Consider the following 12,983-nt stretch of genomic DNA (forward strand, 5'->3'; position numbering starts at 1 on the left):
GCGGGGGTCAGGTCGATCATCAGCACGCCCAGTTCATTGAGCTTGCGGCTGTTCTCGGCGTGCACGTAGGCGCTGGTGGCGTCGAAGGCGATCTGCACGCCGTCGGCCAGCACATGGGGCAAGAGCCCGTCCACGCCCTCGGCGGTGGTCTTGAGGCCCATCTCGCGGGCCCGCTTGAGGCCGTCCGATTCCGGGTCGATGCCCACCATCCACACCGGCTCCAGCACCGGGCTGCGCTGCAGTTTGGCCAGCAGGTCGGTGCCGATGTTGCCCGGGCCGATCAGGGCGCATTTGATCTTGTTGCTCATGGGGAGTCCTTGCTCAGGTCACGACGGTCAGGAAGCGCTCGTTGAGGGCACGGGTGTGGTAGAAAATTGCGGAGCCGAGTTCGTCCCAGGTCCAGGTATAAGGCTGCATGTCGGGATAGAAGTGGTAGCCGCCGCAGAAGGTCTCGAGGCGGTTGCCCGAGGGGTCGAAGGAATAGATCGTGGTGCCGCGGGTGATGCCGTGGCGCAGCGGGCCGTTGTCGATGGAGACGCGATACTTGCCCATCAGGTCGGCGGCGCGCAGGACCTGCTCCCAGGTCTCGAGCAGGAAGGACGCATGGTGCAGGGTGTCGTTGCGTTCGTCGCGCACGAAGGCGATGTCGTGGGCCTTGGTGGAGCAGCTCAGCCACACGGCCATGTCGGTCTGGCCGTCCTCGCCGAGGATCTTCTCGACCAGGCTGAAGCCGAGCACCTTGGTGAACAGGTCACGGCTGGCGTCCAGGTCGGCCCCGTGGATCTGCCAGTGATCGAGGCGGAGCGGCGAGATGCCCTTGCGGTCCTCGATGATCACATCCGGATTGACGTAGCCCAGGCCGTCGCCGACGGCGGTCTTCTCGGCGTACAGCTCCATGGTGTGGCCGGTGGGGATCCGGAACCGTACCCGTTCGCCGGTTTCGAGCAGCTCGCCGGCGGGGATGCGCTCGGTGGCCACGCCGTAGGCGCGCAGGTCGGCGTCCAGCTGTTCGAGGGTGGCCTTGTCGCGCACCTTGAAGGCGTAGAAGTCCATGCCGGCCCGGTCGGCCTCGCGGATGATGAAGCTGTGATGATCCCGCTCGTCGTGGCATTTGAAATAGACACGCCCCGCGGCGTCCCGCCCGGTTTCGACCAGGCCGAAGATCTTCGTATAGAAATTGACTGATTCCTCCAGGTCCAGCACCCGCAATTGGCAGTGTCCCGGCCGCAATACGCCCAGCATCGTCATTTCGATCCTCCTTTGATTTAATGAAAGTCGACCCGTTGCTGCAATTCGGGCCGTGCGCACTCGAGTGCGCATTCTTTTATTGGCGGAGGGGAAAAGGATTTCCGCCATGCCGTAATGTTCAAAGCAGGCGGGGCGGGCGTCAAATACTGTTGAGGTTGATTGATATACCTGAAAGATATAGTAGGGCCGGAGGGGGCTCAGCCCCCGGGGGATTCCGAGGTGGCCAGCGCGGCGTCGATCATGGCGCGGAACCTGGCCACGTGGGCCGAGCTGTCGCCGACGCGGATCGTCATGATCAGCGGCGAGGTCAGGCCCCGTTCGAGGAGGGGGCGGTAGGTGACGTCATCGCGTTTCAGGCGCTGCACCGACTCGGGCACGATGGTCACGCCCATGCCGGCCGCCACCAGCCCGATGGCGGTCTGCAGGCCGTTGGTTTCATAGACCTTGCCCACCTCGTAGCCGCGCACGCTGAACTGGTGCAGGACCTGGTCGGCGAAGCTGGGCCGCGGTGAGGCCGGGTACAGCACCAGCACCTCGTCGACCAGCCGCCTGAGGGGGATCACCGCCTCGCCGGCGAGGGGGCTGTGGGCCGGAATGGCCACCAGCATGGGCTCCTCGACCAGGACGATGTTGTGCAGGCCTTCGTCCTGGATGGCCAGGCGCCCGAAACCCACGTCGATCCGGCCGGCCTTGAGCGCCTCGGCCTGCTGCACGGAGGTGAGCTCGGAGAGCGAGATGTCGAGGTTCTCGTTCTCGGTGGTGAAGCGCTTCAGCACATTGGGCAGGAAGCCATACAGGATGGACGGCACGAAGCCGATGCCCATCCAGCGGGTACTGCCCGCGCCGATGCGGCGCGTGGCTTTCTGGATCTCCTTGAGCCGTGCCAGCACCTGGACGGTCTGGTCGTAGAAGAAGCTGCCGGCATTGGTGAGCTTCAGCGGCCGGCTCGAACGGTCGAGCAGGGAGACGCCGAGCTCTTCCTCGAGCTGCTGGATCTGCCGCGACAGGGGCGGCTGGGCGATGTGGAGGCGCTCGGCCGCGCGGCTGAAGTTCAGGGTGCTGGCCACGACTTCGAAGTACCTCAGTTGGCGCAACTCCATTTATACCTCCAAGGTATAGTTCCAGATAAAAACGATATTGGACAGTGTCTTTTTGCAGGGCCGAGAATTCGCCGCAGGCATTGCCGTTGCGTGCCCATCGGCCATCAGCAATAAACGTCGGATCACCCCGTGCATTCCCGTCATCCAATTGCCGGCGCGGCGGGGTCGATTATTAGACACGAAAAAATATCTGGAGACAAAAATGACGGTAAATCAGATCCGCCGCAGCCTTCTCAAATCGGGCGCCGCGGCGGCGGCCACCGCAATGCTCCCGTCCGCAGTCCGGGCGGCCGGCGACGGCATCTTCAAGATCGGCTATGTGAGCCCGCAGACCGGGCCGCTGGCGGCCTTTGCCGAACCGGATGCCTTCACCCTGGAGCAGGTGCGCAAGGCGGTGGCCGGCGGGATCATCTCCGGTGGCAAAAAATTCGCTGTCGAGATCATCTACAAGGACTCCCAGTCCAATCCGAACCGCGCCGGTGCTGCCGCGGCAGAGCTGATCCTGCGTGACAAGGTGGACCTGGTGATCGCCTCGTCCACGCCCGCCACCACCAACCCGGTGGCCGACCAGTGCGAGCTCAACCAGGTGCCGTGCATCACCAACGATGCGCCGTGGCAGCCGTATTTCTTCGGCCGCAAGGGGGACCCGAAGGTCGGCTTCGAGTGGACCTACCACTTCTTCTGGGGCCTCGAGGACATCATCGGCACCTTCTCCAGCCTGTGGGGCAAGATCCCCACCTCGAAGGCGGTGGGTGGCCTGTGGCCCAACGACGAGGACGGCAATGCCTGGGGCGACGGCAAGATGGGCTTTCCGCCGGTGCTCGCCGCCAAGGGCTTCAAGGTGGTGGACCGGGGGCGCTTCCAGTCGCCGATCAACAACTTCTCGTCCTTCATCTCGGCCTTCAAGAGCGGCGGTGTGGACATCGTGACCGGCGTGGTGCCACCGCCGGACTTTGCCAATTTCTGGAACCAGGCCGGCCAGCAGGGCTTCCAGCCGAAGATCGTCACGGTGGCCAAGGCCACCGAGTTCCCGGCCTCCATCGCCGCCTTCGGCGAGCGTGCCAACGGGCTGACCGTCGAATTGATGTGGAGCCCGGCCCACCCCTTCAAGTCCAGCTTCACCGGCCAGAGCGCGCGGCAGCTGGCAGACGCCTACACGGCGGCCAGCGGCAAGCCCTGGACCATGCCCCTGGGGCTCAAGCATTCCCTCTTCGAAGTGGCGCTCGACGTGCTGCGGCGCGCCGGCAGCAAGGATCCGGCGGCGATCCGCGAGGCCATCCGCGGCACCCACCTGGACACCATCGTCGGCCCGGTGGACTTCCGCAAGGGGCCGGTGCCCAACGTGGCCAAGACGCCCCTGGTGGCCGGCCAGTGGCAGAAGCGTGGCAAGGGCCTCGAGCTGGTGATCGTCGATAACAGCCAGGCCCCGAACATCCCCGTCCAGGCCGAGCTGCTGCCCATCAAGTACGGCTGAGCCCCGGCCGGCATCCCGAATTCCCCGTATCGAGACAGTGCGGGCGACATCCGTCGCGGCCCGCAGGGGCGCGCACATCCATAAAAAGGAGGACTACACGCATGAATAAACTGATCAACACCATCGTGGCGCTGACGCTGGCGGGCCTGGCAGGGGGCGTGATGGCCACCGAGGGCGGCGGCACGATCTATCCGGTGGGGGCCGAGAACTACACCTGCTGCGCGCTGCCGCCGCCGGGGCTGTATGGCATGGCCTGGTTCCAGCACTACAGCGCCGACGCGGTGCGCGGCAACGGCGGCCAGGTGGTCACGCCGGCGGGCTTCCGGGTCAATGCCAATGCGGTGGTGCCGCGCGTGGTGTACATCTCGCCGCTGACGGTGGCGGGCGCCTCGCTGGGGGCGCAGGCCATCCTGCCCATCGTCAACCTGGATGTGAATGTCACCCAGGGCGTGCAGCAGAGCAAGACCGGGCTGGGCGACATGACCTTCGGCCCGGTGCTGGGCTGGCACCATTCCGAAAACCTCCACAGCGTGCTGGCCCTCGACATCTACGCGCCCACCGGGGCCTACCGGAAGGGCGACGTGGCCAACATCGGCCGCAACCACTGGGCCCTGCAGCCGGTGCTCGGGGTCAGCTACATCCAGGCGCAGGGGCTCAACGCCGACCTCAAGGCGATGTGGACCTACAACTTCCGCAACGACGACACCGACTACCGCGACGGCAAGGAGCTGATCGTCGATTACTCCGTGGGCTGGGGCGTCGGCGGCGGCTGGACCCTCGGCGTCGGCGGCTATTACTACCAGCAGCTCACCAACGACGAGCACAACGGCGCCAGCGTGGCCGACAACAAGGGCCGCGCCGTCGCCTTCGGCCCCTCGATCCGCTACGACAGCGGCAAGGGCTGGTTCATCACCGCCAAGTACCAGGACGAGATGGCCGTGCGCAACCGCGCCGACGGCGCCGCGTTCTGGGTCAAGGCAGTCTTCCCGCTGTAAGCGCGGCCCGGAGAGATCGACGTGCTACTGAGAGTCGACAAGGTCAGCAAGAGCTACGGCACCCTCAAGGTGACCCGCGATGTGTCCTTCTGCGTGGAGGAGGGGCAGACGCTGGGCATCCTGGGGCCGAACGGCGCGGGCAAGACAACGTTGTTCAACCTGATCTCCGGTGACGTGCGGATCGATTCGGGCGGCATCACCTTCGCGGGGCAGGACGTGTCCGGGCTGCGCCCCCACCAGCGCTGCCAGGCGGGTATCGGGCGCAGCTACCAGGTGCCCCATCCCTTTGGAAACATGACGGTCTTCGAGAACCTGGTGACGGCCGCCTGTTTCGGGGCGCGGGTGGGCGAGCGCCAGGCCTGGGACATTGCCGCCGGCATCCTCGACAAGACCGGCCTGCTGCCCCACGCCAACAAGCCGGCCGGCAGCCTGACCCTGCTCAACCGCAAGCGCCTGGAGCTGGCCCGCGCCCTGGCGACGAGGCCCAGGCTGCTGCTGCTCGACGAGATCGCCGGCGGCCTCACCGAGCACGAGGCGGCCGAGCTGGTGGCGGAGCTCAAGCGGATCAAGGCCGAGGGCACCACGATGATCTGGATCGAGCACGTGGTGCACGCCCTGATGTCGATCGCCGACCGCCTGCTGGTCATCAACTTCGGCGAGAAGCTGGCGGAGGGCGAACCCGTGGCGGTGATGAACAGCCCGGACGTGCGGCGCGTGTACATGGGGCTCGAGGCATGAGCACGAACTTTCTGCAGACCGCGGGCCTGACCGCCCGCTACGGCGATGCCCAGGCCTTGTTCGGCATCGATTTTCATATTGCAACCGGCGAGACGGTGGCCATCATCGGCGCCAACGGGGCCGGCAAGAGCACCTTCCTGAAGGCTATCACCGGCCTGGTGAAGGTCGCCCCCGGGGCGCTGACGATCGACGGCAAGCCCTGGGGCGGCCGTTCTCCGGGCGACATCGTGCGCCAGGGCATCGCCCTGGTGCCGGAAGGGCGGCGCCTCTTTCCCAGCCTGACGGTGGAGGAGAACCTCAAGATGGGGGCCTACGCCGGGCGCCCGGGGCCCTGGTCCCTGGCGCGGCTCTACACCTTGTTTCCGATCCTCGAGGAGAAGCGCAAGGTGCCCGCCACCTCCCTGTCGGGCGGCCAGCAGCAGATGGTGGCGATCGGCCGGGCGCTGATGAGCAACCCGCGCCTGCTGCTCTGCGACGAGATCTCCCTGGGGCTGGCGCCCATCGTCATCAAGGAGATCTACGACGCTCTGCCGGCCATCGCGGCCGAAGGCATGAGCGTGGCGGTGGTCGAGCAGGACGTGATGGTCGCGCAGCGGGTGTCCCGGCGCCTCTACTGTTTCCAGGAGGGGCGGGTGTCCCTCGAGGGGGCCAGCGACGGCTTCTCGCGGGAGCAGATCAGCCAAGCCTATTTCGGAATCCAGACATGACTGAAACCATTGTTCAAGGGCTCTTGCTCGGGGGGCTGTATTGCCTGTTCTCCCTGGGGCTGTCGTTGATGTTCGGCGTGATGCGCCTGACCAACATCGCCCAGGGCGACCTGATCGTGGCCGGCGGCTTTGCCGCCATCTCCATCGCCCCGCTGGTCGGGGGGCATTTCGTGGTGGCCGGGCTGGTGCTGCTGCCGCTGGCCTTCGCAGTGGGCTACGGGCTGCAGCGGCTGGTCCTCAACCGGACCCTCGGCAAGGACCCGCTGCCGTCGCTGGTGGTCACCTTCGGCCTCTCCATCGTCATCCAGAACCTGTTGCTGGAAGTCTATTCGGCGAGCCCGCGCTCGCTGGAAGCCGGTGCCCTCAGCACCGGCAGCATCCAGCTCGGCGAGGAGCTGTTTGTCGGCACGCTGCCGCTGCTGATCCTCGGGGTGGCGCTGGCGGCCACCCTGGGGCTGCAGTTGCTGTTCTCGCTGACGCCCCTCGGCCGGGCCTTCCGGGCGGTCTCCGACGACCGCGAGGTGGCCGAGCTGATGGGCGTCCGCTCGGCCAACGTGTATGCCATCGCCACCGCCCTGGCCACCGCGCTGATCGCACTGGCCGGCCTGTTCCAGAGCCTGCGCACCACGGTGTCGCCGGCGGACGGGCCGCTGCTCCTGCTGTTTGCCTTCGAGTCCGTGATCATCGGCGGGATGGGCTCCTTCTGGGGCACCTTCGTCGGAGCCATGGTGCTGGGCGTCAGCCAGCAGGTCGGCTTCCGCTTCGATCCGGGCTGGGGGGTGTGGTTCGGGCACCTGGTCTTCCTGGCCGTGCTGATCGTCCGTCCTAACGGTCTTTTTCCGAAAACGAAGGGTTGAGAGATGACTGCTACCGTCATTCGCAGTACCCGGGGCTCGCAGGCGGTCATCGCCATTGCCGCGGCCCTGTGCCTTGTCGCCGCGACCTTGCCCCTGTGGGGCGAGCCGTCGTGGATGCGCGAGTTCGTGGAGATCGCCTGCTACCTGATCTTCGCCATGATGTGGAACCTGCTGGCCGGCTACGGCGGCATGGTGTCGGTGGGGCAGCAGGCCTTCTTCGGGCTCGGCGGTTACGTCATGCTGGCCCTGGGCAACTTCGGCGGCATCAACCCCTTCGTGGCGATCCCGCTCGCCGCGCTGGTGGCGGCCCTGGCCTCGCTGCCGGTGTCGAAGCTGGCCTTCCGCCTGCAGGGTGGCTATTTCTCCATCGGCACCTGGGTGATCGCCGAGGTCTTCCGCCTCAGCATCGCCAACGTGGCCGCCGTGGGCGGCGGCTCCGGCACCAGCCTGACGGCCCTGCGCGGGATCAGCCGCAGCACCCGCGAGAACACCACCTATTGGGTCGCCCTGGCCTGCGTGGTGGCCTCGCTGGCGCTGGTCTACCTGTTCCTGCGCAGCAAGCAGGGCCTGGCCCTGCAGGCCATCCGCGACAGCGAGGTGGCGGCCGAGAGCCAGGGGGTGGGGGTGGCGCGCATGAAGCTTGCGGTGTACGTGGTGGCGGCCTTCGGCTGCGGCATGGCCGGCGCCCTGTATTTCGTGAGCAATCTGCGCATCAGCCCGGACGCGGCCTTCGGGGTCAACTGGACGGCCTTTGCGATCTTCATCGTGATGATCGGCGGCATCGGCCGGATCGAGGGGCCGGTGATCGGCGCCGTGGTGTTCTGGGCGCTCAACAAGTTCTTCAGCGACTACGGCACCTGGTACCAGCTCGGGCTGGGCCTCCTGGCCATCCTGATGACCCTCTTCTTCCGCGAGGGACTGGGCGGCTTCGTGCACCGCAGGCTGGGCTTCGAGATGCTGCCGACGCGCCGCATCCTGCAGCTGGCGCCGCCCGCCGCGCCTGCCACGGCATCCCGACTGACGCCGGAGGTGACGGCATGAGCACGCTGACCCGACAGGTGATCCGTGACGAACACGCCTCGCTGGCGGCGATGCTGCAGTCCCTCGCCATGATGCTGCGGATGGGGCCGCGGGAGGACCGCCAGGTGTACTTCGAGGTGGTCCGCGCGATGCTGTTCTACATCGACGAGATCCCCGAAAAGCAGCATCACTCGATCGAATCCGGCCTGCTCTTTCCGCGGGTGGCCGAGCGCCTGCCGGAGATGCGCGAGGTGATCGGGCGGCTCGACCGAGAGCATGCGCGGGGCGAGGAGACCGTGCGCCGGCTGCAGCACGAGCTGCTGGCCTGGGAGCTGCTCGGCGAGACCCGCCGCGATGCCTTCGAGGCCAGCCTTGCCACCTACCTGCGCTTCTACGAGGAGCACATGCGGCTTGAGGAGGAGCAGGTGCTGCCGGCCGCCGAACGCTGCTTCAGCGCCGCCGACTGGCAGGAGCTGGACGCCGCCTTCGCACGCAACCACGACCCCCTCGGCCGCCTGCTGGCCGGCGCCGGGGTGAGCGGCCTCGACCCGCTCTACCAGGCGCTCTTCTCACGCATCGCACGCCTCGCGCCGCCCCCCGTCGGGCTCGGCGAGGCATCAAACTGAAGGAAAGATCCATGGATGCCCAGACCATCGCCGCTCACGGCGAAGCCCTGTTCCACGCCTGGCAGACGCGCACGCCAGTGCTGCCGCTGCTGGAGCGGATGCCCGACCTGTCCCTGGACGACGCCTACCGCATCCAGCTCGACTTCGTGTCCCGCCGGGTGGCGGCGGGGGAGACCATCGTCGGCAAGAAGATCGGCGTCACCACCCGGGTGGTGCAGGAGATGCTGGGCGTCTTCCAGCCCGATTTCGGCCAGCTCACCTCGGGCATGCTGTTCGTGGAGGGCGACGTGGTGGCCCTGGACGGCCTGATCCAGCCCAAGGCCGAGGCCGAGCTGGCCTTCGTGCTGAAGGACGACCTGGTCGGCCCGGGCATCACCGCCCAGGACGTGATCCGCGCCACCGACTACGTGGTGCCGTGCTTCGAGATCATCGATTCGCGGATCCGCGACTGGAAGATCCGGATCCAGGACACCGTGGCCGACAACGCCTCCTGCGGCGTCGTCGTCCTCGGCAGGACGCGCGGCAACCCGCGCGAGCTCGACCTGGCCGGCGCCAGCATGGTGCTCGAGTGCAATGGCGAAGAGCGTTCGCGCAACGCCTTTGCGACGGACGCGGGGGCGCCGGCCGAGGCCGTGGCCTGGCTCGCCAACACCCTCGGCGAGCTGGGCATCCCCTTCCGCGCCGGCGAGGTCATCCTGTCGGGTTCGCAATCGCCGCTGGTGCCGGTGCGGGACGGCGACGAGCTGGTGTGCACGGTGAGCGGCCTGGGCAGTTGCCGCGTCCGCTTTGCCGGCAGGAGCGCGGTCGGCTGCTGAGGGCGCAGCCGCGATGTACCCCCGATCGACCGAACCAAGCATTCTCTCCTCTCCGGTCGATTGTTTTGCCCCTGGCTGACGCGGCGTCGCCAGGGGCGTTTTTTTTTGAGGAAGGGTGGAGGCAGGTATGAACTCAAATGGCGTGGACGCCCGCTTCGAGCGGGCCACGATCCGCATCGAAGCGGAGGGGCAGGGCTCGGTGCCACGGCTGGCCGACCTGCGCGACATCGCGGCCCGGCTGCGCTTTGCGCCGGAAGACGGGCGCATCTGGCTGGATGACGAGCGGGCCATCCTGCTGCGGGCCTCGGTGTTTGCCGGCCTGCGCCGGGAGCTGCTGGAATCCCTCGGCGAGGACGAGGCGCGTGGCCTGCTGACGCGGATCGGCTATTCCGCCGGGGCCCACGATGCGCGGCTGGCGATCAACCTGCGCGGCAGCCGCAACCTGACCGACGTGTTCGCGGTGGGGCCGCAGATGCATGCGCTGGAGGGCTTCGTGGCGGTGGAGCCGATCCGCATCGAGATCGATGTGGAGAAGGGCGTGCATTACGTCGAGCAGATCTGGCATGACTCGGTCGAGGCCAGGATGCACATGGAGGCCGCCGGGGTGGCCAGCGAGCCGGTGTGCTGGATGCAGGCCGGCTATGCCTCGGGCTTCAACACGGCCCTGTTCGGGCGTCCGATCCTGTTTCGCGAGGTGGCCTGCCGGGGCGCCGGCGACCCCCATTGCCGCATCATCGGCAAGCCGGTGGATGAATGGTGCGATGCCGAGGCCGACCTGCGTTTCCTGCGCCCGGAGGACTTCGTCAATGCCGCCCTGGTGCGCCGTCGCGCGCCCTTCCAGAACGCGGCGGGGGCGCCGCTCAGCGCCTCGGACCACGACTTCATGGTGGGCTCCTCATCGGGCTTCCTGTCGGCCTGCGGCAAACTGCAGCAGGTGGCGGGCACCAACGCGGCGGTCCTCCTGCTGGGCGAGACGGGCGTCGGCAAGGAGCGCTTCGCCAAGATGCTGCACCGCCTGAGCAAGCGCGCGGAGGGGCCTTTCGTGGCCCTCAACTGCGCCGCCATCCCGGAGAACCTGCTCGAGGCGGAGCTCTTCGGGGTCGAGCGCGGTGCCTATACCGGCGCCGGCGACACCCGCAAGGGGCGTTTTGAACGGGCCGACAAGGGGACGCTGTTCCTCGACGAGATCGGGACGCTCAACGAACCCTCCCAGGCCAAGCTGCTGCGTGCCCTGCAGGAGCGGGAGATCGAGCGGGTCGGTGGCTCCGCCTCGCGGGCGGTGGATGTGCGGGTGGTGGCGGCCACCAATGTGGATCTCGCCGCGGCCGTGCGCGAGGGGCGCTTCCGGGCCGACCTGTATTACCGCCTGAATGTCTTCCCGATCCGCATTCCACCCCTGCGCGAGCGCCGCGACGACATCGTGCTGCTGGTCAACCACTTCATCAACAAATTCTCCGCAGCCCACGGCAAGCGGGTTTCCGGCTTCACTCACCGGGCCATCGCGGCGCTCCTCGGCTACGACTATCCGGGCAATGTGCGGGAGCTCGAGAACCTCATCGAGCGCGGCATCATCATGGCGCCGGAGGACAAGGCGATCGACCGCCACCATCTCTTCCAGGCCGAGGAGGCGCCGGCCGGGGCCCTGCTGGCGATGGACCGGCGGGGCGCGATGAAGCCGCTCAGCCAGCTCGACGACATCGAGCCGCCGGACGAGGACGCGGTGCAGGACCTGGTGGGGCGGGCCCTGGACCTGGCCATGCCGCTCAAGGCGCTGGAGCTGGGGGCCATGAAGGAGGCGGTGAAGCGGGCCGACGGCAATCTCTCCCATGCCGCGCGCCTGCTCGGCATGTCCCGGGCCCAGCTGGCCTATCGCCTGGAACGGGACAAGGATTAGCCGGGCGGTGCCTGTCGCCGGCCCGGCAGGGCGTGCCGGGCCGGCGCGGTGCTCAGAGCTTCCTGAAGAGGGGGCTGCGGGCGGCCTGCGGGTCGTTGTCCGAGGCGGACAGGAACTTCTCGGTGTAGATGTCCCGCTCGAACAGGCGCCCCTTCATCAGGCTGCGGATGCAGCTCTCGATCATCGGCGGCGGTCCGCACAGGTAGGCCTTGTGGCCGCGGAAGTCACCCCCGAAGTGCGCCCATGCCGCGTCGTGGGCGAAGCCCTCGAAGCCTTCCCAGGCGCAGCCCGGGGTGGCGTCGCTGAGGGCCGGCAGGTAGTGGAAGTTGGGGAAGCGCTGCGCCAGCTGCACGAAGTCCTCGTGGTAGTACAGCTCGGCCCGGTTGCGCGCGCCGTACACCAGGGTGATGGACCGGCTGCAGCCGTCGCGCTCGAGGAGGTCGAGGATCATCGAGCGCGGACTGGAGAGCCCCGAGCCGCCGGCGATGAAGAGCATCGGCTGCGGGTCGGACTTGCGCACGAAGAAGCGCCCGAGGGGGCCGCTGAGGGTGACGCTGTCGCCGACCTTGAGGCGTTTGTGGATGTGGCCGGTGGCTTCCCCGCCGGGGACGTGGCGGATGTTCAGCTCGACCAGCCGCGGATCACCCGGTGGGTTGGCCAGCGAGAAGGCCCGCGGCCGGGCGAGACCCGGCCAGCCCAGGTTGACGTACTGCCCGGCCTGGAAGTCGAGGCCCGCGCCGTCGAGGGCGATGGTCACCCCCTTGATGGTGGGGGTGAGGTCCTGCAGTGCGGCGATGCGGCCGCTGAAGTCCTGCAGCGGAATGACGCGCTGGTCGGGTTCCTCGTCGATGTCCGCCTCGATCTGCAGGTCGCCCAGCGGCGTGGCGCAGCAGGCCAGGCAGCGGCCCTCGTCGCGCTCCAGGTCCATCAGGGCGAAGGGCGAGGCCTCGCCGTGGTCCACCTCGCCGTCCGTCACCCGGACCTTGCAGGTGCCGCACAGGCCGTGGCCGCAGGCGTGGGGCAGGTAGATGCCGTGGCGCAGGGCCGCGTCGAGGAGGGGCTGCCCCTCTTCGACCGGGAAGCTGGCGCCCAGCGGTTCGATTGTGACCGTGTAGCTCATGCCCGGGCCTGCTTCAGCTGCCGCTGCCGGCAATGCCGCGCAGGGCCGGGGTGCGCATGCGCAGGAAGGTCTTGTGGCCGAAGCCCTGGTCCTTCAGGGCCGTGTCCCGCCGCGGCGTGACCGGCTGGTCGGAGGCGAACCATTCGACCTCGGCCCAGTTGATGCGGGGCCAGTCGGGGTGCAGGGCAAAGGCGCTGTGCGCCAGGAGACTGTCCACCAGTTCGCCGAAGCTGAGTCCGGGCGGGACCAGCAGGGCGATCGGTGCGCAGATCATGGTGTGGTGGTCCCAGCCGACGTAGATGAGCTGCTGGCCGTGGAAGTTGTCGACGCGGTCGCGTACGAGCGGGTGGGAGGAAGGGGCTTGGCTGTTCGTTTGCATGAGGGGCTCC

Annotated in this window: 13 protein-coding genes and 1 pseudogene; 9 read left to right on the forward strand and 5 right to left on the reverse strand. The window is 67.9% G+C overall.

The features are described from left to right. The 3 genes and pseudogenes from HHL15_RS16125 to HHL15_RS16135 all read right to left on the reverse strand — a co-directional run. Positions 1–308: pseudogene (locus tag HHL15_RS16125) on the reverse strand (acetaldehyde dehydrogenase (acetylating)); the annotation flags it as partial. 13 nt (positions 309–321) lie between these two features. Continuing rightward, positions 322–1,248, reverse strand: a complete 927-nt coding sequence (locus HHL15_RS16130) for a catechol 2,3-dioxygenase (RefSeq protein WP_169146822.1) — start codon at positions 1,246–1,248, stop codon at positions 322–324. A 197-nt stretch (positions 1,249–1,445) separates the two neighbouring features. Next, positions 1,446–2,348, reverse strand: coding sequence for a LysR family transcriptional regulator (locus HHL15_RS16135; protein WP_169146823.1), 903 nt, complete (start codon positions 2,346–2,348; stop codon positions 1,446–1,448). Between the two features lie 202 nt (positions 2,349–2,550). Here HHL15_RS16135 and HHL15_RS16140 point away from each other — a divergent pair, with 202 nt between their 5' ends. From HHL15_RS16140 to HHL15_RS16180, 9 genes are all read left to right on the forward strand, one after another. Further along, positions 2,551–3,822, forward strand: a complete 1,272-nt coding sequence (locus tag HHL15_RS16140; protein WP_169146824.1) for an ABC transporter substrate-binding protein — start codon at positions 2,551–2,553, stop codon at positions 3,820–3,822. Between the two features lie 101 nt (positions 3,823–3,923). Further along, on the forward strand, positions 3,924–4,817 hold the full coding sequence (locus HHL15_RS16145) for a SphA family protein (protein ID WP_169146825.1): 894 nt from the start codon (positions 3,924–3,926) through the stop codon (positions 4,815–4,817). Between the two features lie 21 nt (positions 4,818–4,838). Further along, positions 4,839–5,555 (forward strand): ABC transporter ATP-binding protein, encoded by a 717-nt coding sequence (locus HHL15_RS16150; RefSeq protein ID WP_206198818.1) that lies wholly within the window; start codon positions 4,839–4,841, stop codon positions 5,553–5,555. Next, entirely contained in the window at positions 5,552–6,262 is a 711-nt protein-coding gene (locus tag HHL15_RS16155; protein WP_169146826.1) for an ABC transporter ATP-binding protein, read from the forward strand. The genes HHL15_RS16150 and HHL15_RS16155 overlap by 4 nt, the downstream gene beginning before the upstream one ends. Further along, positions 6,259–7,119, forward strand: a complete 861-nt coding sequence (locus HHL15_RS16160) for a branched-chain amino acid ABC transporter permease (protein ID WP_169146827.1) — start codon at positions 6,259–6,261, stop codon at positions 7,117–7,119. The genes HHL15_RS16155 and HHL15_RS16160 overlap by 4 nt, the downstream gene beginning before the upstream one ends. Before the next feature lie 3 nt (positions 7,120–7,122). Then, positions 7,123–8,160: a branched-chain amino acid ABC transporter permease gene (locus HHL15_RS16165; protein WP_169146828.1), complete on the forward strand. Its 1,038-nt coding sequence runs from the start codon at positions 7,123–7,125 to the stop codon at positions 8,158–8,160. Beyond that, positions 8,157–8,765, forward strand: a complete 609-nt coding sequence (locus HHL15_RS16170) for a hemerythrin domain-containing protein (RefSeq protein ID WP_169146829.1) — start codon at positions 8,157–8,159, stop codon at positions 8,763–8,765. The genes HHL15_RS16165 and HHL15_RS16170 overlap by 4 nt, the downstream gene beginning before the upstream one ends. Positions 8,766–8,776: 11 nt before the next feature. Next, positions 8,777–9,580, forward strand: coding sequence for a fumarylacetoacetate hydrolase family protein (locus HHL15_RS16175; RefSeq protein WP_169146830.1), 804 nt, complete (start codon positions 8,777–8,779; stop codon positions 9,578–9,580). A 127-nt stretch (positions 9,581–9,707) separates the two neighbouring features. After that, positions 9,708–11,474, forward strand: coding sequence for a sigma-54-dependent Fis family transcriptional regulator (locus HHL15_RS16180; protein ID WP_206198819.1), 1,767 nt, complete (start codon positions 9,708–9,710; stop codon positions 11,472–11,474). 52 nt (positions 11,475–11,526) lie between these two features. Here the strand turns inward: HHL15_RS16180 and HHL15_RS16185 are convergent, their stop codons facing one another. Further along, positions 11,527–12,594, reverse strand: coding sequence for an NADH:ubiquinone reductase (Na(+)-transporting) subunit F (locus HHL15_RS16185; protein WP_169146831.1), 1,068 nt, complete (start codon positions 12,592–12,594; stop codon positions 11,527–11,529). 13 nt (positions 12,595–12,607) lie between these two features. Next, a complete protein-coding gene (locus tag HHL15_RS16190; RefSeq protein ID WP_169146832.1) occupies positions 12,608–12,973 on the reverse strand; it encodes a phenol hydroxylase subunit P4 in 366 nt (121 codons plus the stop codon). Positions 12,974–12,983: the final 10 nt, after the last annotated feature.

This window comes from Zoogloea dura (genome assembly GCF_012927165.1).
GTDB classification, from domain to species: domain Bacteria; phylum Pseudomonadota; class Gammaproteobacteria; order Burkholderiales; family Rhodocyclaceae; genus Zoogloea; species Zoogloea dura.